18 protein-coding genes are annotated in these 19,010 nt (G+C 70.3%); 8 read left to right on the plus strand and 10 right to left on the minus strand.

Annotated elements, in window-relative coordinates; all coding sequences use genetic code 11:
- Positions 1-104 precede the first annotated feature (104 nt).
- Positions 105-482, plus strand: a complete 378-nt coding sequence (locus tag JIG36_RS44765) for an STAS domain-containing protein (protein WP_236049557.1) — start codon at positions 105-107, stop codon at positions 480-482.
- A gap of 416 nt (positions 483-898) precedes the next feature.
- Here JIG36_RS44765 and JIG36_RS44770 read toward each other — a convergent pair whose 3' ends face one another.
- Both JIG36_RS44770 and JIG36_RS44775 read right to left on the minus strand, forming a co-directional pair.
- On the minus strand, positions 899-2,083 hold the full coding sequence (locus tag JIG36_RS44770; RefSeq protein ID WP_203382994.1) for a metallophosphoesterase: 1,185 nt from the start codon (positions 2,081-2,083) through the stop codon (positions 899-901).
- A 136-nt stretch (positions 2,084-2,219) separates the two neighbouring features.
- Positions 2,220-2,900 (minus strand): nucleoside/nucleotide kinase family protein, encoded by a 681-nt coding sequence (locus JIG36_RS44775; protein ID WP_203382995.1) that lies wholly within the window; start codon positions 2,898-2,900, stop codon positions 2,220-2,222.
- A gap of 96 nt (positions 2,901-2,996) precedes the next feature.
- Here JIG36_RS44775 and JIG36_RS44780 point away from each other — a divergent pair, with 96 nt between their 5' ends.
- Positions 2,997-3,662 (plus strand): ScyD/ScyE family protein, encoded by a 666-nt coding sequence (locus JIG36_RS44780; protein WP_203382996.1) that lies wholly within the window; start codon positions 2,997-2,999, stop codon positions 3,660-3,662.
- Here JIG36_RS44780 and JIG36_RS44785 read toward each other — a convergent pair.
- The gene (locus JIG36_RS44785) at positions 3,648-4,307 is read right to left on the minus strand and encodes a hypothetical protein (protein WP_203382997.1); all 660 of its coding nucleotides are present in this window, start codon (positions 4,305-4,307) and stop codon (positions 3,648-3,650) included. The two genes, JIG36_RS44780 and JIG36_RS44785, sit on opposite strands and share 15 nt — an antisense overlap.
- Before the next feature lie 67 nt (positions 4,308-4,374).
- Positions 4,375-4,614, minus strand: coding sequence for a hypothetical protein (locus JIG36_RS44790; protein ID WP_203382998.1), 240 nt, complete (start codon positions 4,612-4,614; stop codon positions 4,375-4,377).
- A 159-nt stretch (positions 4,615-4,773) separates the two neighbouring features.
- Between JIG36_RS44790 and JIG36_RS44795 the strand changes: the two genes are divergently transcribed.
- Genes JIG36_RS44795 through JIG36_RS44805 form a run of 3 tightly spaced genes read left to right on the plus strand, consistent with a single transcriptional unit; the run spans position 4,774 to position 8,016 of the window.
- A complete protein-coding gene (locus tag JIG36_RS44795) occupies positions 4,774-5,586 on the plus strand; it encodes a polysaccharide deacetylase family protein (RefSeq protein ID WP_203382999.1) in 813 nt (270 codons plus the stop codon).
- A gap of 52 nt (positions 5,587-5,638) precedes the next feature.
- Positions 5,639-6,634: a glycoside hydrolase family 26 protein gene (locus JIG36_RS44800; RefSeq protein ID WP_203383000.1), complete on the plus strand. Its 996-nt coding sequence runs from the start codon at positions 5,639-5,641 to the stop codon at positions 6,632-6,634.
- Positions 6,631-8,016, plus strand: a complete 1,386-nt coding sequence (locus JIG36_RS44805) for a right-handed parallel beta-helix repeat-containing protein (protein ID WP_203383001.1) — start codon at positions 6,631-6,633, stop codon at positions 8,014-8,016. Before JIG36_RS44800 ends, JIG36_RS44805 begins: the two co-directional genes overlap by 4 nt.
- Here the strand turns inward: JIG36_RS44805 and JIG36_RS44810 are convergent.
- The 5 genes from JIG36_RS44810 to JIG36_RS44830 all read right to left on the minus strand — a co-directional run bounded on the left by JIG36_RS44810 (position 8,013) and on the right by JIG36_RS44830 (position 14,188).
- On the minus strand, positions 8,013-8,378 hold the full coding sequence (locus JIG36_RS44810) for a hypothetical protein (RefSeq protein ID WP_203383002.1): 366 nt from the start codon (positions 8,376-8,378) through the stop codon (positions 8,013-8,015). The genes JIG36_RS44805 and JIG36_RS44810 overlap by 4 nt on opposite strands.
- A gap of 104 nt (positions 8,379-8,482) precedes the next feature.
- Positions 8,483-10,915: a hypothetical protein gene (locus tag JIG36_RS44815; RefSeq protein ID WP_203383003.1), complete on the minus strand. Its 2,433-nt coding sequence runs from the start codon at positions 10,913-10,915 to the stop codon at positions 8,483-8,485.
- A 69-nt stretch (positions 10,916-10,984) separates the two neighbouring features.
- Positions 10,985-12,322, minus strand: coding sequence for a glycosyltransferase family 2 protein (locus tag JIG36_RS44820; RefSeq protein ID WP_203383004.1), 1,338 nt, complete (start codon positions 12,320-12,322; stop codon positions 10,985-10,987).
- A complete protein-coding gene (locus tag JIG36_RS44825; RefSeq protein ID WP_203383005.1) occupies positions 12,319-13,275 on the minus strand; it encodes a glycosyltransferase family 2 protein in 957 nt (318 codons plus the stop codon). Before JIG36_RS44825 ends, JIG36_RS44820 begins: the two co-directional genes overlap by 4 nt.
- Before the next feature lie 43 nt (positions 13,276-13,318).
- Positions 13,319-14,188 carry a glycosyltransferase family 2 protein gene (locus tag JIG36_RS44830; RefSeq protein ID WP_307873164.1) on the minus strand — a complete coding sequence of 290 codons (870 nt, stop codon included), beginning with the start codon at positions 14,186-14,188 and terminating at the stop codon, positions 13,319-13,321.
- Positions 14,189-15,025: 837 nt separating this feature from the next.
- Here JIG36_RS44830 and JIG36_RS44835 point away from each other — a divergent pair.
- The 3 genes from JIG36_RS44835 (at position 15,026) to JIG36_RS44845 (ending at position 17,706) form a co-directional block, all read left to right on the plus strand.
- Positions 15,026-15,961, plus strand: coding sequence for a sulfotransferase family protein (locus JIG36_RS44835; RefSeq protein ID WP_203383007.1), 936 nt, complete (start codon positions 15,026-15,028; stop codon positions 15,959-15,961).
- A 67-nt stretch (positions 15,962-16,028) separates the two neighbouring features.
- Positions 16,029-16,940, plus strand: coding sequence for a glycoside hydrolase family protein (locus JIG36_RS44840; protein ID WP_203383008.1), 912 nt, complete (start codon positions 16,029-16,031; stop codon positions 16,938-16,940).
- Positions 16,941-17,244: 304 nt separating this feature from the next.
- A complete protein-coding gene (locus JIG36_RS44845) occupies positions 17,245-17,706 on the plus strand; it encodes a response regulator transcription factor (protein WP_203383009.1) in 462 nt (153 codons plus the stop codon).
- On the opposite strand, the gene JIG36_RS44850 is transcribed toward JIG36_RS44845, so the two are convergent.
- Positions 17,703-18,773 carry a M20 family metallopeptidase gene (locus tag JIG36_RS44850; RefSeq protein ID WP_203383010.1) on the minus strand — a complete coding sequence of 357 codons (1,071 nt, stop codon included), beginning with the start codon at positions 18,771-18,773 and terminating at the stop codon, positions 17,703-17,705. The two genes, JIG36_RS44845 and JIG36_RS44850, sit on opposite strands and share 4 nt — an antisense overlap.
- Between the last annotated feature and the right edge of the window lie 237 nt (positions 18,774-19,010).

Genomic DNA, 19,010 nt, shown 5'->3' on the forward strand with positions numbered 1-19,010 from the left:
CGACATGGCACCGGTCACCCTCGCCGCGCGTGCGAGATCTTCCCGCCGTAGGGGGCCTGAGATAGGTTGATGCCGAAACCTTCAGCAGCGAGGGCCATGGCGTCATGCGGCCTCGAGGCGGTTCGTTGTTTCCGGAGCAGATTTCCACCAGCGCGTCACGCCTGGACATCACCACGATCGAAACCGGCGGCCTGGTCCGTTTTGTCCTAGCGGGCGAGCTGGACGCCACGGAGGATCCCAGGCTCCGCGAGGCCGTCGCTCTTGCCGTGGCCCGCGGCCGCCCGATCGGCATCGACGCGGCCGGGTTGACGTTCCTCGACTCGGGCGGGATCCGCGCGTTGCTGGCGTGCCGGCGCCTGGTCGAGAACGCCGGTCTGCCGTTCTCGATCGTCGAGGCGGGCACCGTCGCCTACCAGGTCCTGCAGATCACGGGCCTGCTGCGCACCTTCGACGTCCCCGCTCATCGAGGCCCGTCCAGCTGAAACGTCGCCCATCGAGGCCGCCCGGCTGACACGTCGCCCACCGAGGCCGCCCGGTTGACACGTCGCTCACCGAGGCCCGCTCGGCTGACACGTCGCTCCATCGGGCCGTCAGGCGGGTAGCGATGGCGGCCCCGTCTCGGCGCGGCTACCGAACCCGGCGGCATAGCAACTCACCAGGCGCATAGCCCGCCCTCCCAGGGGGTCCACCTCCGCGGCGTAATTGTGGCGCATTCTGCCGATCAATGCGGGGCGCCCTGTGGACAGCCGCGAATTGTGGATAACGCCGGCGCGGGGTCGGAAGACGGCTGGTCTGGCCGCACTTTCAGGTGGGCAGCGCAGGACAGGAGGACGTTGTGGGGCTCGCTGGGTGTCGCGTCAGGCGCCGCGCGATGCCGGGCGGTCGTGGCGCGTGGGGGTCAGGCTGTGCGCAGCGTCAGCAGGGTTATCTCGCTGGGGGCGAAGATGCGGAAAGGCGGCCCCCAGAAGCCGGTGCCGCGGCTCGTGTAGAGCTGGGTTCGTTCGGAATGGCGGGACAGGCCCTGCAGGACCGGCTGGTCGAGGCGCACCAGGAAGTGGAACGGCCACATCTGGCCGCCGTGGGTGTGGCCGGAGATCTGGAGGTCTACGCCGTGGGCCACGGCGCCGGGGATCTGGGCCGGCTGGTGGGCCAGCAGCAGGACGGGGAGAGCGGGGTCGGCGCCCTCGAGGGCTGCCTCGTGGTCGGCGTGGTGGCCGGGGACGCCGGAGCCGGCGGCGGTGCGGTCGTCGACGCCGGCGATCACCAGGGAAGCGCCGTCGCGGGTGACGACCAGGTGGCGGTTGTGCAGGGCCTCCCAGCCCAGCGACGCCATGTGTTCGACCCAGCGCTGGGCGCCGCTAAAGTATTCGTGGTTGCCGGTCACATAGACCCGGGCCATCGACGCGCGGATGTCGGCCAGCGGTGCGGCCTGGCTCAGGCGCTGCGCCACCTCGCCGTCGGCGATGTCTCCGGTGTGGGCGACCACGTCGGCGTCGAGCGTGTTCACCACCTCGGTGACCCGGCGCGACCAGCGGGAACGCTCGATCGGGCCGTAGTGGGTGTCGGTCAGCAGCACCAGGCGCAGACCATCCAGACCCGGGCCCAGGCGGGGCATGACCACCTCGACCCGGCGCACGCGCGGAACCCGCCGGGCCTCCCAGAAGCCCCAGAGCAGCAGCACCACCGACACCACCAGCGCGGCCGCGGAAGCGATGCGGGAGCGGTCGGGGGCGTCGACGCCGGCCACGGCCAGGACCAGGCGCAGCAACTGGCCGGCGATCGACCAGACGAACAGCTGCCAGACCACGCCCAGCATGGTGTCGGCGACGACCGACGGGCCGTCGCGGTGGTGGCGGCCGTGGCCCAGGAACATCAGGAACGGGAACGCGGCCAGCGCGACCGCGAACACGACCGTGCCGGCCACGAACACGCCGGTGGGCCAGTCGTTGCCCGAGGCCAGCAGCGTCCACCACGGCACACCGAACAGCAGCAGCAGGACGCCGCCGATGGTCAGCGCGAACCGGATCGCGCGGCCCGGCCGGCGACGGCTCGGTTCGGTCTCGACTGCTTCACCCACAGACACGAGTTGAACTATGACACCCCGGACGAGCGAACCGCCGACCGGTGGACAACTGAGGCGGCCGCGAGCAGGTCAGGCGCGCAGAGAGGGCGGGCGGAGAGCGCGCAGAGAGGGCGGGCGGAAAGGGCACGCGGAGAGGTCAGGCGGGCGGACCGCCGACCCGGTGGATGACTGAGGCGGGCACGATCAGGTCGGCCCGCTCGCGCGTGGCGGCGATCCGTACGGCGTTGCGCTCGTCGGTGCCGGTGGCCCACTCGATCGCGGTGCTCTCGTCCTTGCCGAACCGTTGGTGCCGCTCGATCAGGCGGCGCAGGCGCTCCGGGTGGTCGAGGTCGGCGTACCAGACCTCGGCGAACAGGTCCCGCAGCGGCCGCCAGGCCGGATCGTCGAGGAGCAGGTAGTTTCCCTCGCTGACGATCAGCCGGGCCGGCCGTTCGATGCCGATGGCCCCGGCGATGGGCTGCTCGATGACGCGCTCGAACCCGGGGGCATAGATGATCTCGTCCTCGTCGGCCAGCAGGCGGCGCAGCAGGGCCGCGTAGCCGAGCGGGTCGAACGTGTCCGGCGCGCCCTTGCTGGCCCGGCGGCCCAGACGTTCCAGTTCGACGTCGGCCAGGTGGTAACCGTCCATCGGCACGTGCGCGACCCAGGCGCCCTCGGTGAGCCCGGGCGGCGGCGTGGGGGCCAGTGCCGCGACGAGTTCCTCGGCCAGCGTGGTCTTGCCGGCGGCGGGCGGCCCGGCGATGCCGAGGACAGCGCGCCGGCCACCGGACACGAGGTCGCGGGCGCGGGAGACCAGCGCGTCGAACGTGAGCGTCATGTCGATCACCGTAACGCCGGTCGGATCGAGGACTCAGTGGACCCTTCGGCCAGGGAAAAGACCTATAAGGAGGGCCGGGGGAAACGGGGGAGCACCATGTTCGCTGCTGTTGTGGTGGCCGCTGCGCTGGCCGCCGGCCTGGTGGGCGCACCGGTCGAGCCGCGCGAGGCGGCCGGCGTCGCGGCCGGGCCGTTCGACGCGGCCGTCGACCGGCGGGGCCGGGTCTACGTGACCGAGGGGGATGCGTTGATCCGGCTCACGCCGAAGGGCCGCCGGACGACCGTCGCGTCGTTCCCGAGCCGGATGGTGCCGGCGCCGGCGCGGCTGCCCGACGGGACGGCCCGGGGGCGCCCGGTGCGGATGCCGCCGGTGCCGACCGCGGTCACGCTGGGGCCGGACGGCGCGTTCTATGTGGGCGAGCTGACCGGCTTCCCGTTCCCGCCGGGCCGGGCGCGGGTGTGGCGGGTCGTGCCGGGCCGGCCGCCCGAGGTGTACGCGGGAGGCTTCACCGCCGTGGTCGACCTCGCGTGGGGGCCGGGCGGGCTCTATGTGCTCGAGATCGCCAAGAACGGGCTGCTCAGCGGCGACCGGACGGGGGCGCTGCTGCGGGTCGGCGGAGGCGGCCGGCACGAGACGGTCGCCACCGCGGGGCTGACCGCGCCGTCGGGACTGACCATCCGCGACGGCGTGGCCTATGTGACGACATGCGGGGACTGCCCGGGCGAGGGAAGCGTCCGCAGCTTCCGGCTAAACGGCGCTTAGCCCGAGGCGCAGCCCGGCCACACCGGCGGGGGACAGCGGCCGCGTCGTGGCCCGCGTCAGTTCCTCCCTCACGCTCGCCGGCAGCTCGTCGGCCAGGGAACGCAACCGTGGATAGAGGTCGAGCACGTCGCGGTGGGTCAGCGCGCCCAGCCCGATCAGCAGGCCGTTGACCGCGCCCGGCGTGTGCACCAGCTCGGCGCAGAGCTCACGCCGCCAGTGCGGGTCGTCGACGCGGTTGGCGAACTCGCGGGCGATCCGGTTGCCGGCGGGCGACGGTTCCTCGGGCGCGGCGTGCCGGCCGGCGCGCGCGGGCACGGGGGCGAGGCGGCAGGCGATGCCGAGCAGCCGGGCCAGCTCGGGCACGGTCAGCACGTCGAGGCCGGCCGCGCAGGTCTCGCAGAGGCGGTAGTAGGTCGCGGCGTGCACCAGGGTGGCCGGGCGCGGGCAGTCGCCGAGCGGGCCGCACAGCCGGTCGAGGATGATCTCGGCCAGCGTGCCCTCGTGGTCGAAGCGGCCCACTCCGAAATAGGCGGCGGGGGCACTGCGATATCGGGTCAGGGCGGTCCGGGCGCTCGCGTAACCGTCCGAAGCCACGCTTATGCGAGGAATACCGCTCTCGGCCTGCATCTGGATCAATCGGAACATATCCCGTCGCCCCCGGGTGGTGAAGGACCGTCGTCGACCGGGGGTACGGTCCAGGCGCCGCTCCGGTTCACTCGTCACGGCTGCCGGCCGGGAAAATCTGCCGGTCGCGGTGCCCGGTGAGCCGGAAGAAGTCGAAAGTCACGGCGTGCAGCGCATAGATCGCGGCCGTGATGACGAGAAACATCCCGGCCAGGACGGCGGCGAGGCGGCCGTCGAGGGCCGGCCAGGCGGCCGGAACCAGTGTTGCCCCTAGCACGACGGCCGCCTGACAAGTAGCCTCCGCGCAGCGCAGCGGATCGAATGTCATAGCCTCACTCTTCCGAGTGGAGATCCCTGCGCGCCTCTGCCCGGAGCGGGACACCGAGTACGACTTTCGGCAGAGGGAGGAAAGGCCAAACCCGCAACCCTGCGCAAGGGTTCCACCTAGCGTGGAACCTCAGACCACAAGGCGTACGAGGACGACCGCGTGACCGTGACGACGAGGCCAGGCTGGGACACTCTGCCGGCACTCATGTACCACTCCGTGTCCGCCGTCGGCGGGCCGATGCGCGACCTCGCGGTCCCGCCCGAGCTGCTGCGTGAGCAACTGCAGGCGCTCAGCGCCGCCGGGTACCGCCTGGTCGGTCTCACCGAGGCGCTCGATCTGCTGAACGCCGGCAGCACTGAGAAGCTGCTCGCCGTCACGTTCGACGACGGCTACCGCGACTTCCTGACCCAGGGTGTGCCCATCCTGCAGGAGACCGGCACCGGCGCCACCCTCTATGCCTCGGTGGGCCACCTGGGCGGCACGGCGGGCTGGCTCGGCCAGTGGGCCCCCGACTTCGGGCCGATGCTCACCTGGGACGAACTGGGCGAGGTCGCGGCCTCGGGGGTCGAGATCGGCAACCACAGCCTGATCCACCACCCGCTCGACGTCCTCGGGCCCGAGCAGCTGCGCACCGAGATCACCCGCAGCCACCAGGAGCTCGAGCAGCGGCTGCAGATGAAGGTACGGTCCTTCGCCTACCCGCACGGATACAACAGCCGTCGCGTCCGTGACCTGGTGGCGGCCACCGGGTACGACAACGCCACCGAGGTCGGCCGCCGGCTGCACACGCCGGGGGAGAAGCGGCTCGCCGTCCCGCGCCTGCAGCCCACCCCCGACCACAGCGGCGCCGACCTGGTCGAGCTGGTCAAGCACGGCGAGGCCGGCCTGCTGCCCAGGGTGAAGCAGCTCGCCCAGCCCGGCTGGCGCGTGGTCCGCAAGGTCGCCCGCACGTTCGGCCGGAACCTGACATGAGCCGCCAGGAGATGACGAACACGAGGCGGAACCTGACATGACGGGGCCGAAGATGAGACGCCGGAGCCTGCTGGGTCTTCCCCTCCTGGCCGGAGCCGCGGCCGGCTGCGAGACCTACCGGTCGAACGACGCCGTGCCGCCGGTCGTGTCCCACCCGCCGCCCTCGGCCAGTGCGCCGTCGGGATCGGCCGCGCCCGTGACCTCGGGCGGCGGACCCGTCCCGCTCGAGCCCGGCAAGGTCATGCTGGGTGCGTACGTGGACCTCAAGGGCCGCAGCGCCAACGCCGGGATCGACCTGCGGCGGCGGCAGCTGGGACGCGCCGAGCGCATCGTCCACCGGTACTACTCGTTCACCGACCAGCTGCCGGTGTCGCTGGCCTACGTGTCGTCCAAGAGCACGCTGATGATCTCGTGGCGCGGACCCGAGTACAAAGACGTCAACGGCGGCGGTTCGGACAAACTGATCGCCCGCGCCGCAAAGCGCATGGCTCAGCGCAAAAAGCCCACCCTGATGCGCTGGGCATGGGACATGAATCGCGATTTCTACAAGTGGGGCGGACCCGCCAACAACGGGGACACCAAGGGCTACATCCAGGCATTTCAGCGGATCCACCGCATCTTCCGCGAGGAGGGTGCGGACAATGTGGCGTGGGTCTGGAGCCCGAACTGGAATTCCCGCCCCGACGAGGACTGGAATACCTACGCGAACTATTATCCGGGTGATGAATACGTCGACTGGGCCGGTGTGTCGGGTTTCGCCCAGACGCAGTCACCGGGTGACATGTTCGACGCGTTCTACGAGACGTACGCCGCCCGGAAGCCCATCATGATCAGCGAGGTCTCGGCGGTGGACCGCGGCGGCAGCACGAAGCCGGACTGGATCGCCTCGTACGCCGAGTGGATCAAGGCGCACCCGGCCGTCGGCGCGTCGGTCTGGTTCGACACCGACACCCACCCGTCCTCCCGCGAGAACTGGCGGATCGACTCGACGGCGGCAACCCTGGCGGCCTACAAGGCGATGTCGAACGACCCCCTCTTCGCCGGGTGAGCGGAGCGCATCACCGGTCGAAGCGCTCCAGTCATCGCGCCCCGGCCGGTACCCGCCGCCGCTGGCTGGGGCTGATCATGGTGCTGTTGCTCGGTGGCACCGCGGCCGCCGGCTACCGCGCCTACTTCTATGAGGGCCCGCCCGACGTCGAGGCCGCCGGTCCCGGTCTGTGGGTGTCGACCCGCGGCTCCGACGACGCCGACGGCAGCCCCGGGAAGCCCTGGAAGTCGATCTCGCACGCGGTCGAGGTGGCGCCGGCCGATTCCAAGATTTTCGTACGGGAGGGCACGTACGCCCCCTTCACCGTCTCGCGGCCCAACCTGACCGTGAGCAGCGCCCCCGGCGAGCGGGCGACGGTCGAGGGCGTTTCCGGCGTACGGGACGGGATCCTGGTCGCCGCCACCGGGACCACGATCGCCGACGTGACCGTGCAGGGCTGCGTGCCCAAGCCGAACGCCGACGTGAACATCAACGGCGACCACGGCAGCGGCATCCGCGTGCACAAGACGAGCAAGGTGACGATCCGCGGCGTGACCGTGCGGGACAGCCACGGCGAGAACTCGGCCGGTCTGCCCGTGGGCTGTTACGGCATCCTGGTCACCGACTCCAACGACGTGCGGGTCACCGGCTCCGAGGTGCACAACAACGGCGCCGGCATCGGGGTCACCGGCGGCGGCCGGGGCGTGCTGGTCGACGGCAACAACGTGCACGACCAGGACCGGATCATCCAGAACACCAAGCAGGACAGCGACGACTTCGGCGGCTACGGGCTGTCGGCCACCTTCATCACGGCCAAGCCCGGCCCGATCTTCCGCAACAACACGGTGCGCCGCAACCACGGCCCGTCCGAGGACTACGGCATCGACGGCGGCGGCATGGAGATCTACGACGCCGCCAACGTCACCATCACCGGCAACACGTTCGAGGCGAACGACGGCGTGATGGAGACCGGCACCGGCAACGGCGGCGGCTGCAACAACAACGTCTTCAGCGACAACAAGGCGATCGGCGGCACCCAGTCCGGGTTCGACAACGACACCGGCATGGTGCTGCGTTGCGCGGCCGGGCTGACGGTCAGCAACAACACCTTCGCCGACATGAAGAAGTTCACGTTCCTGCTCGCCACCGGCAGCGACTTCGCCGGCAGCATCGAGGGCCTGAAGATCACCGGCAACACGGTGACCCGCAACGACAGCGTGCCGATCTACCGCCTGCAGATCGACGGCGGCGCGTCGCCCAACATGGTGATCGACAAGAACTTCTACGAGACCGGCGACAACAACTTCTCGATCCTCAACGGCAGCTTCACCGAGGCCTCGGTCCCGTACGACGAGTGGGTCTCGCGCACGGGCTTCGACAAGGCCTCATCCCTGAAGCGCTAGGGCGCGGTCCAACCGGCGTCCGAGCAGGCCTGGGTGAGGGCGTTGGAGGCCGTACGCCAGGCCGCGTTGCCCTCGTCCGCGTGCCGGCCCAGCTCCATCGACCGGGTGCGGACGGGATCGTTGTCGCTCTTGGCCGCCGAGGCGGTGACCTTGTCGGCCAGCGACAGGCGGGCCGAGTTGCTGCGGGCCGAGCCCTGGCCCGCCGCGAAGTCGTCGCAGGCCTGCACGGCGGCGTTGTCGAGAGTGCCCGGACCCTCGTCGCCGGCGTCGCGGCCCCGGCTCACGAGCAGCGCCACGACGACCAGGCCGGCGACCACCAGGGCGATGATCTGCGGCCGGCCCAGCTTGAACTTCAGTTTCACGCCCTCAGGCTATCCGGACACGCGGCACGAAACGCATGTTCATTCACGCAAAAGGCCCGCTTCCCGATGCGTACGGGAAACGGGCCTTTGATCTTGCCGTGGGGTTACTGCGTCGTGGTGGCGCCGACCAGCTTGAAGATCGCCACGCCCGGGCCCTGGTAGAAGACCTGCCAGTTGGCCGAGGCCCGCAGCGCCGAGTCGAGCGACTGCATCGCGTTGTCGTCGGCGGTGCCGAAGTAGTCGGTGTAGTCGTCCATCGCGTCGCTGACCACCAGGTAGTTGGTGGGGTAGTTCATGTTGCGGATGTACTGCTCGATGTCGGGCAGCCGGGTGCCGTTGATGTTGCCGGTGAACTCCGGGTCGCCGATCAGCGAGATGTCGACCGACACGTGGCCCTTGTTGTACTCGCCGTAGTTGCTCTCGAGCTTGGTCGGGAAGTTCGGCGCCACCAGCACCAGGCCGGAACCCGGTTCGGCGTTCGCGTAGAAGTACTGCGCGGCCTCGATGTCGGTGGCCCGCACCTGGTGCACCATCAGCTGGCCCTGCAGACCCTGCAGACCGGCCAGCAGCAGCACGGCCAGCATCACGCCCGAGGCGAGCATGGCCGGCACACCGCGGCGGCCCTTGCCGGCCCAGAGCACGCCGATCAGCAGACCGACGAAGGGCATCGAGAACGCGAAGACCCGGTAGATCGCCTCGCCGCCGTAGTTGCCGGCGACCAGGGTGACCATCGGCAGGAAGCCGATCAGCGCGGGCACCAGCACCCGGCCCAGCCGCTTGCGGGTCAGGAACACCGCGATCAGGGCGGCCAGCCACACGCCGATGGCCAGGGCCCGCGAGACCGTCGCCGAGAACTCCTGCTCGGGCGTGTTCCAGCTGGCCGAGTTGCCCGAGGCGTTGGACAGCAGGTCGAAGCTGAACAGGCTGTACTGGCTGTTGACCGAGCCCAGGCGGGGCACGAAGAAGATCAGCATGATCGCGACCAGGCCGACCAGGAACGTGCGCGGCCGCAGGATGCCCAGGATCGTCAGGGCGAACAGCGGGACCATCATCAGCACCGGGGTGAGCTGGTGGGAGACGACGATCGCGGCGAACAGCCCGGCCGCGCCGAGGGCGGCGAAGCGACGTGTGCGGGCGTCGGTCTCGATCCGCGCCGGCATCCCCTTCACGGCCCAGGCCCGCAGCCGGCCGATCCGGCCCTTGGGCTCGCCCTTGATCTCGGGGGCGCCGACCAGCCAACGGGTCACGATCACCCAGAACGCCAGCATCAGCGCGAAGACCAGCGCCTGCGGCGAGAAGTAGCCGATGTCGACCCACATGCAGGCCTGGAAGAGCAGCACAGCCAGCGCGATGATCCGGCGGTCCTTGGTGAACTGGCGCAGCAGAGCGGCCGTCATCAGCGAGGTGACCAGCGCGAACAGCAGCGAGGACCAGGCGGCGAAGGAGAGCCCGTCGACCCCGGAGACCTGCGACAGACCGGCCACCGCGGCGAAGAAGCCGGGCCACTGCTGATAGATGTCGCTGCCGCTGATCAGGCTGCCGTTCTCACGGATGAGGTCGACGACGCCGATGTGCTTGTAGGTCCAGGCGTATTCGATCGTGCCGTCGAGCAGGGGCACGGTGGCCTGCATGATGATCGGGACGACGATCAGGTGGAGCGACATGACCAGCGGGCGGGCCCGGCCGAACAGCTCGACCGCGAAGCCGATGAACAGCACCACGACGCCGACCACGAACGGCACGCCGAGCGCCGCGCTGAAGCCGTAGAGGCCGACCTCGTCGGGGGAGATCTGGGCCAGCGCGAGAATCCACAGGCCGACACCGGCCGCCAGCGTGACGAACGGGATCGCGGCCAGGGCGACGCCGTTGTCCACCTTGTCGTACGGCTTGCCGACCCGGCCCAGGATCAGCGGCACCTTGGCCCGGGTGAGGCGGAAGAACTGGACCGCCGAACCGATCAGCGTGACGCCGGACAGCGCGCCCAGCCAGGCCGTGGGCTCCCAGACCCGCAGCCACAGCGTGAGCGACGACAGGATCGTGACGGTGGCCAGGCTGCCGGCCACGGCCAGGGCCCAGGAGACCAGGCGGTTGCGCACGTTGGCGACCGACATGATCGCCGAGCCGGGGCCGATCAGGGCCAGCACCAGCAGCAGCATCAGGGTGAGCGGGCCACCGCCGACGACGATGCCGAGCAGACCGGCGACGGCCGCCACCATGCCCACGAGCGCGAACTCGGGCCGGTGGTCGGCGCCGGACTCGTGGTCGGCCGCGGCCGCCGGCTCCTCCGCCAGCGCGGTCGCGGTTCCGCCGGTGGTGATCACCGGGGCGGGCATGTAGCGGGTCTGTGACGAGTCGTCGGGACCGACCGGGATCCGGACGGTCTTGTCGCCGACCTCGAGCCGGGTGGTGGCGTCCTTGTCGACGGTGGAGATCACCGCTGTCGCGTCGGGGGCCGGCTGAGCCTCGCCTGCGGCGCCGAGCACGATCCGGACGGTGGCGTCCGGCCGCTCCGGAGTGTCGGACGAGCGTTGCTGCATTGGTTCTGGGCCTCCGTCGTGGCGCTGGGGCCGGCACGCCTCACGGGCTATGCATGCCGGTCGATGTTTCTATGCCTGGGTCGCGCGTACCTTAGCCCGTGCCGCGCGCCGGGACGTGAAGTAGGCTCGCGGCCCGGCCAGCATGCCACGCCGGTTCGCCGAGAGCAGTTCCTGCGGGAAGTCTTCGCGGATGGTCGCAGTTCGGGCAGTGTCCTTGCCGGTCATGTCCTTCAGCGCGCTCGGCACGAGCCGGATCAGCGGGAAGATCAGGGCCGGGCGGGACATCAGCAGGCTCGTGTACGCGGCGACCAGGCCGGTGCCGTAGCCGACCATCTGCTTGCGCAGGCCCTCGAGGTCGCGCCGGTGGTAGTGCCGGGTGACCGCGCTGGGCTGATAGACGATCGTCCCGCCGGTGAGCAGCACCTGGGTGAACGCCAGGGTGTCCTCGGAGCCCATGGCCGGGGTGCCGGCGCCGAGAGCGGTGTCGAACAGGCCGATCCGCTCGATCACGCCGGGCCGGAAGGTCATGTTGGCGCCGGTGCCGAACGGCGGCAGCGGGTAGAGCGGGCTCTGGACATGCTTCGTGTCGGGCCCGAACCGGTCGGGCTTGAACCCGCGGCCCTTGCTGTGCCCGCCGAACTGCTCGAACCAGATCTGCGCCTTGGTCTCGAGCTCGGCCGGCACGATCACGCCGGAGACGACGTCGGCCTCGGGGTGCTCGTGCAGCGCCCGGGCGACCTCGGCCAGCCAGTGGGCGTCGGCCTCCTCGTCGTCGTCGAGCCACGCGAGGATCTGACCGGGGGCGGCCTTGACCGCGGTGTTGCGGGCGAACGACAGGCCGGCCTTGGGCTCCACGATGTAGTCGACCGGGCCCCGGGCGGCGGCGGCCTTGACGACCTCGGCCGTACGGTCGCTGACCGGCGCGTTGTCGACGACCAGCACGCGGAACGCGGGGTATTCCTGAGCGAGCAGGCTGTCGAGGCACTTGGCCAGCTCGACCGGGTGTTCCCGGGTGCAGACCACGACGGTGATGTGCGGGGCCGTGGTGAGCACGGCCCGCCGCTTGGCCAGGAACTCCGGCTCGCTGGCCGGGTTGACGCCGTGCACCGGCACCGGCCCGTCGCCGAGGCGCGCGCGGACGGAATCGCCCAGCTCGGCCTCGACGGCCGCGGCCAGGTCGGCCGGTTGCAGGCCGGCGGCGGGGATGTCGAGCAGCAGGAAGCCCAGCGGCTCGGAGAACAGCCGGACCAGCAGCCACGCCTGCTCGGCGCGGCGGCCGTCGGGCTGCACGGCCGGGATCAGCGGCAACGGCTGCGCGAGTTCCAGGTCGCGGACGATGCCGGGCAGGTAGTTGTCACCGGGGGTGCGCTGCGCCGGGATCACGCTGCGGCCGAGATCGGCGCTCATCGGGCGGGCTCCAGAACCTTGGGGGCCCGCTTGGCGGCGACCGTCTCGACGACGCCGCCCCAGCCGGCCGCGGCCACACCGGCGACGATGCCGCCGGCGCGCAGGAAGTTGTCGGCGCCCTTGCCGGTCAGGCCGGCGCCCAGGTTGCGCAGCGCCGCCTTGGGCAGCGACCACAGATAGGAGCGCTCGGCGCCCAGGGTGTCGCTGCCGCCGTCGTCGAGGCCGGCCATCTGCACCTTGCCCCGGCCCTCGGCGTAGCAGCGCTTGACGAACCAGGGGAACGTCGAGCGATTGGCGGGCACCTCGTGCCGGATCATCGCGCCCGGGACGTACATCCACTGGCCGCCGGCGTGCGCGCTCATGCGCAGGCAGAGCTCGGTGTCCTCGGGGCGGTTGCGGTCACCCAGCTTGCCGAAGCCGACCCGGAAGCCGCCGACCGCGTCGAACACCTCGCGGCGCACGACCATGCTGGCCGACCACACGTTGCGGATCGGCGAGGTCTCGGTGGGCATGCCGGCGTAGGAACCGCCGACCGCCCACAGGAACTCGGCCGGCATCCACCGGGGCTCCTTGCCCTCCCAGGCGGGGGTGATGCCCCCGCCCGTGCCGACCACGCGCGGGTCGGCGAAGGGCTCGATCAGCCGGCCCAGCCACTCCGGGCCGGCTGTGATGTCGTCGTCCATGAAGGCGACGAGGGCGGTCTTCGCGTGGAAGGCGCCGGTGTTGCGGTTGCCGGAGACGCCCTTGGCGTAGGCGTTCTCGAGGACGGTCACCCCCGGCAGGTCCCGCTGGATGCGGCGGAACAGGTCGGGGTTGTGATCGACGACCACGACGACCTCGGCGGGCTCGTTCGCCTGCGACGTGGCGCAGGCGATCGTCCGCACGAGCGAGGACCAGCGTTCCTCCGTATGGGTCGGAATCACGATGGTCGTGTCGAGGGGGGTGGATTCCACGGGAAGCGTCTCCTGAGCGAGGGGTGGGGACGGGTCTCGGGGGTCAGCTGAGGGGCTTGATGTCGGTGCTCACGGCACCGACCTCGTCACGCTGGCGCGGGACCTGGGGGAGCGACTCGGCCGTGGTGCTCAGGCCGTGGGCGCGGCTGCCCGGCTGCTGGTGCACGATGACGCCACCCGGGCGGCGCTCGCCGGTGCGCTTGTTGCGGCGCATGCGGCCGTACTCGCTGAAGATCGTGCGCAGCACGCGGAAGCCGTCGCGGAAGGTGTTGAGGTTGGTCTCGCCGTGGATGCGGCGGTGCTCGATGCTGCCGACCTCGCCGACCTTCATCCCGTCGACTGCGGCCCGGATGTTGATCATCGTCTCGATCTCGAAGCCGTCGCCCCAGTGCTTGGTGCCGTCGGTCTTCTTGGGCAGACGCACGTCGGGCAGGTCGAGCACGGGCACGACGCTGGCCCAGAACGCGTTGTAGCCGTAGCAGAGGTCGGTGAACTTCGTCCCGAACAGGACGTTGACCACCAGGTTGAGGCCGTCGTTGCCGAGCTTGCGCAGCTTGGTGATGTCGTGGCTGTGGCCGCCGTGGTTGAACCGGCTGCCCTTCACGAAGTCGGCGCCGTCGGTCAGCTTCTGCACGAACAGCGGGATCTCGGCCGGGTCGGTCGAGCCGTCGGCGTCGATCATCACGATGATGTCGCCGGTGCAGGCGGCGAAGCCACAGGCGAGCGCGTTGCCCTTGCCCGTACGGGTCTGGTGCACCACGACGACGTCGGGGCGCAGCTCCTTGGCGACCTCGACGGTGCGGTCCTTCGAGCCGCCGTCGACCAGAACCACCTCGTCGATGTTCGCCGGCAGCTTGGCGAAGACGTGCGGGAGGTTCCGCTCCTCGTTGAGGGTCGGAATCACCACGCTCACGGTCGGTGACGTTCCTCCGTCACCCCTCGTGTTCGTGGCGGGCGTCGAAAACTCCATGTCGGTCCCTTCCCGGGGCGGCAAAGCGGTTCGATCGGCAAATCTGGCGGCAAGAAGCGTAGGGCTTTCGCTTCTGTCGACCAACGTAGCAAGCCGCTACCAAGCGTCAACTGTCCGAAAAGACAGCGTAGAGGCGGCTGGGTGGATCATTGTCGCCAACCGTATGACCGCGGTGTATTCACACGGACAACTGGAGAGGATTTTCGTCACATCGTTACCGGCGGTAACGGACATATTGGAGCTCAAATGGCGTGTCACCCATCAAGGCGACAAGGTGCGCATAGTTGAGCCTAGATGGATGATTACGGTCATGTCCTTAATGCCGGATTACTCCATGTGAAGTGGGCCACCGCATACAAACGTAACTCTCCGTACGTAATGGGTTGCCGTTCGGTTGCCGGTCCATCGACGGATGGCAGCGTCCTGACCTGGGTATACATCGATCGGCGCGGGAATCCGCCCGGCCCCCGTAGCCCTCCGGGCCGCCTTACCGTTGGTGAGACGATGAACGCTGATGAAGCAGTGTGTGTCTGCGGGCATGCGGCCCGTGTCCACCAGCACTACCGGCAAGGAACCGAATGCGCCCTGTGTGCGTGTCCTCGCTTCCGGCGGGCGACCTGGTGGCGCCGGCTGCTGTCGCGCTGAGACAAGCCGCGCGGGAAGCCGGGGCGCATCGCGGAAAGCCGGGGGATGCGAAAACCTACTAGTTCTGTAGGCTAAGTCTCACTTCGAGCGAGAAGTCGCAGCTCCGCGACGTCTCCGCACGACAGGAGGGACCGCATGGCACTTCCCGACTTCCTGATCGCCGGCGTGCCCAAGGCGGGTACGACCGCCCTGCACGCGGCGCTCACCGGCCACCCCGAGCTCTTCCTGCCGCAGGTCAAGGAGCCGAAGTTCTTCCTCTCGGACGGACCGCCCCCGGCCCGCGGCGGGCCCGGTGACGTGCAGACCTATCAGGAACACGTCTGGCGGCTATCCGACTACGAGGCGCTGTTCGCCCCGGCCCCGCCCGGCGCCCGGCTCGGCGAGGCGACCCCGTTCTACCTGCACGATCTCGCCTCGCACGAGCGGATCAAGGCACTCGTCCCGTCGGCCCGGATGATCGTGCTGCTGCGCGACCCGGTCGACCGCGCCCACTCGAACTGGACTCACCTGTGGAACGCCGGGCTCGAACCGGAAGCGGACTTTCTCACAGCGTGTCGTGCCGAGCCCGGGCGTGTTGCGGCGGGCTGGGCCGCCTTCTGGCACTACGTGGGCCTCGGCCGCTACGGCGCACAGGTGCGCCACCTCTACGAGCACTTTCCCCGGGAGCAGGTGCTCCTGCTGCGCTACAAGGACCTCAAGGACCAGCCGGCGGCCACCCTCGACCGGGTCTGCGAGTTTCTCGGTGTGCGCACCGGGGTGCTGACCGCGGTGCCGCGCGAGAATGTGAACCGTCACGTCGTCGAGGACAACGGCCTGAACCAGGTTCTGCGCTTTCTCCTCCGCTCCGGGGGCACTTTCGGGCACCGGTTCCCCGTTCCGCTGCGCCTGGCCGCCCGGGGGCCGTTGCTGACGCTGCTGCACCGCAAGACCGGGAACCGGCCGGTCACCACGCCGGAGGAGCGGGCGGCCCTGCTGCCGCTGTTCGCCGAGGACATCGCGCTGCTGACCGAGGTCACGGGGGAGTCGTACGACGACTGGCTCTCGGTCGACCGACACGCCGCGCCGCGCTAGACCCCGGCCGCACCGCCCTTGCCCATACTCTTCGCAGTGCCAACGACGACACGTTTGGGAGCCCGATTTGTCCACCGGAACCGTGACCATGCCGCTGCCACGCTGGGAAGAATCGACCGTCGTGGTCGAGCCGCCCGGTGACGAGCCCGGCGCCTGGTCGGGCGCCCCCAGCTCGATCGTCGCGGACGGTCACGTCTATCTGGCCTACCGGCTCCGGCTCCCGATCGGCGAGGGGCGCGGCATCGCGAACGTGGTCGCGCGCTCGGCCGACGGTGTGACGTTCGAGACGGTGGCCGAGGTCACCAAGGACCAGTTCGACGCGGAATCACTCGAACGGCCGGCCCTGGTCCGTACGCCGGAGGGCCGTTGGCGGCTCTACGTGAGCGCGGCAACCCCCGGCACCAAACACTGGCGGGTCGAACTGCTCGAGGCGGACACCCCTGAGGGCCTGGCCACGGCCACGCCGCAGGTGGTGCTGGCCGGTGACGAGACGGTGGGTGTCAAAGACCCGGTGATCCACCACGACGCGTACGGATGGCACCTCTGGGCCTCCGTGCACCCGCTGGAGAGCTGGGACGACGCCGACCGGATGACCACCGAGTACGCGACCAGCCCGGACGGCGTGCACTGGACGTGGCGGGGCACGGCGCTGGCCGGGCGGCCGGGGGAGTGGGACGCCCGGGGCGTACGGGTCTCGTCGGTCTCGGTGGACGGCGACGAGATCACCGTGACCTACGACGGGCGCGCCACCGCGAGGGAGAACTGGGAGGAGCGCACCGGTGTCGCCCGCGGCAAGCGCCTGGCCGACGGCAGCTTCGGCGAGCTCACGGCCGAACCCGGCGAGCCCCTGGGCAGCCCGCACGCGCCCTACGGCCTGCGCTATCTGAGCCTGGTCGACCGGCCCGACGGCCGCCGCCGCGTCTACTACGAGGCGACCCGGGCCGACGGCGCGCACGACCTGCGCACGGAATTGATCTGACGCGTTACCGCAGGTAGTCGGGGATGTTAGCGCGATCACGATTACCCGGGCCGGGTGCCCGGAGATCGACGTCGATCCTCTAGCTTGGGAACCGACGCCAGGTGCGCGCGGTAAACGGCCGCACCGTCGGTGGCGGGGTCCCTCCCACAAGGAGCGGCTCCGCCATTTTCTTTGCGGGAGGGGGCGCGGAGCGGCAACCGGTCCGCTCCCTCCCCGCACCTCGTGATCTTCTCCGACCCCCGCGGGCCCCGCCGATGGTGGCACTCGACAGAGAACACCGCCGCGGATCAAGGGGAGAGATCACATGGCACCGGTTTCCATCGTTCCGACGTTCGTCGCTCCGGAGCTCGCCTACCCCGCGCCGGTCGCGGACTGGGTGACCGACCTCGCCGAGCCGACCATTCTGGTCGCCGACGACGACGAGGACGTGCGTGAGCTGGTCACCAGCAAGCTGGTCGCGGCCGGCTACCGGGTGATCACGGCCGACGACGGTGCCTCCGCGCTGCGTCAGGTCGTCACCGAGCAGCCCGACATGGTGATCCTCGACGTCTCGATGCCCGGCCTCGACGGTCTCAGCGTCTGTTACGAGCTGCACTCGTCGGCCGACACCGCGCAGATCCCGGTGCTGATGATGAGCGGGCACTCCCGCCAGGTCGACATCGACCTCGGCCTGACCGTCGGCGCCGACGACTACCTGGTCAAGCCGTTCAACCCGGCCGACCTGGTCCAGCGCGTCCGCTGGCTGCTCATGGCCAACGAGGACTAGACAGACTTCAGAAAAGAGCGCAGAGCGTTCCCGTACGGGGTGAGCGTCGTCAGATCGGCGTACTCGCTCGCCCCGTGCTGCCCGTCGCCGCCCGGCCCGAAGATGACCGCGTCGACACCGGCCGCCGTCCAGTGCCGGCCGTCGGCGGCGCCGTGCTTGGCCAGCAGCGTTCCCTCGTAACCCACCGACCGTGCCGCTGCCCGCAACAGAGAGACCTCGTGGCTGTCCGGGTCGGCGTGATGCGGGTGGCCCAGCGCCTCCACCTCGGCCGCGACGCCGGTGACCGTGCTCAGATGCGCCGCGACCTGCTCGGCCGTCCGCCCGGTGAAGTCGGTGTCTTCGGCCGGGAAGCGGACGTCGATCCACGCGGTCGCTTCGTCCGGCACCTGGTTGACGGCCCGGTTCGGTGTGTCGATGCGGGCCACGTTCACCGTCGTGCGCCACACCTCGGCCGCCGGTGACGGGTAGCGCGCGAGCAGCCGCCCGACCGCCTCGACGATCGTGACCAGCGCGTTCGACCCGAGCCAGGGGTAAGCGGCGTGGGCCGCCGTGCCGTGCGCGGTGAGCCGCACGTGGGCCAGCCCGCGCGACTCGGTCACGATCCGCAGCCGGCTCTGCTCGCCGATGACCACGAAGTCCCCGCGGACGCCCTGGGCGATCTGGTGGGCGGTGCCGTCCAGCCCGCCGACCTCCTCGTCGGTGACCAGCTGGAGGGCGATCGGGAGGTCGCCCGCGAGCTCGTCGAACACCTCGGTCATGACCAGGGCGGCGACCTTCATGTCGTGGGCGCCCCGGCCATAGAGGCAGTCTCCCTCGACGCGCGGCTCGAACTGCGCGGGCGCGGCCGGGACGACGTCGAGGTGGGCGTTGAGCACGACCCGGAACCGGCTCACCCCGGGCGGGTGGACGAGGGCGCTGGGCTTGCCGTTCGACTCGAACCGCCGTACGGCGAAACCGCTCTTGACCTGGGCCAGCACGAACTCGAGGGCGCGGGCCAGCTGATCGGGCCGGTCCGAGGTGGACGGGATGGCGATGAGCTCGCACGCCCGCGTGATCAGGCTGTCCATCCCTGGCAGCCTGTCACGACGGGCAGCGTTCCGGGTGGACCCCCACGGGTTGGACCCGGGCTGTATGCTCGCTCGCGACCGAACGGGGGAGGTCCGGCGACCGGAGCCACATCGATGGCCCGGATCGGCAGGGTGCGCGCATTTTCGGTCGCGTATTCCGTGCGTAATCTCCCCGCAACAATCGGTCAGCTCCGCATGCGACCGAAATCTAGTGCGGTCGACAATGCACTTAATGCA

Source organism: Paractinoplanes ovalisporus, assembly GCF_016834655.1.
Lineage (GTDB): Bacteria > Actinomycetota > Actinomycetes > Mycobacteriales > Micromonosporaceae > Actinoplanes > Actinoplanes ovalisporus.

Bases quoted from the DNA above. Each gene is read 5' to 3' on its own strand.
- JIG36_RS44785 (WP_203382997.1), bottom strand. From the start codon at position 4,307: ATGTTCCGATTGATCCAGATGCAGGCCGAGAGCGGTATTCCTCGCATA.
- JIG36_RS44780 (WP_203382996.1), top strand. From the start codon at position 2,997: ATGTTCGCTGCTGTTGTGGTGGCCGCTGCGCTGGCCGCCGGCCTGGTG.
- JIG36_RS44850 (WP_203383010.1), bottom strand. From the start codon at position 18,773: ATGGACAGCCTGATCACGCGGGCGTGCGAGCTCATCGCCATCCCGTCC.
- JIG36_RS44815 (WP_203383003.1), bottom strand. From the start codon at position 10,915: ATGCAGCAACGCTCGTCCGACACTCCGGAGCGGCCGGACGCCACCGTC.
- JIG36_RS44845 (WP_203383009.1), top strand. From the start codon at position 17,245: ATGGCACCGGTTTCCATCGTTCCGACGTTCGTCGCTCCGGAGCTCGCC.
- JIG36_RS44800 (WP_203383000.1), top strand. From the start codon at position 5,639: ATGAGACGCCGGAGCCTGCTGGGTCTTCCCCTCCTGGCCGGAGCCGCG.
- JIG36_RS44790 (WP_203382998.1), bottom strand. From the start codon at position 4,614: ATGACATTCGATCCGCTGCGCTGCGCGGAGGCTACTTGTCAGGCGGCC.
- JIG36_RS44820 (WP_203383004.1), bottom strand. From the start codon at position 12,322: ATGAGCGCCGATCTCGGCCGCAGCGTGATCCCGGCGCAGCGCACCCCC.
- JIG36_RS44775 (WP_203382995.1), bottom strand. From the start codon at position 2,900: ATGACGCTCACGTTCGACGCGCTGGTCTCCCGCGCCCGCGACCTCGTG.
- JIG36_RS44835 (WP_203383007.1), top strand. From the start codon at position 15,026: ATGGCACTTCCCGACTTCCTGATCGCCGGCGTGCCCAAGGCGGGTACG.
- JIG36_RS44765 (WP_236049557.1), top strand. From the start codon at position 105: ATGCGGCCTCGAGGCGGTTCGTTGTTTCCGGAGCAGATTTCCACCAGC.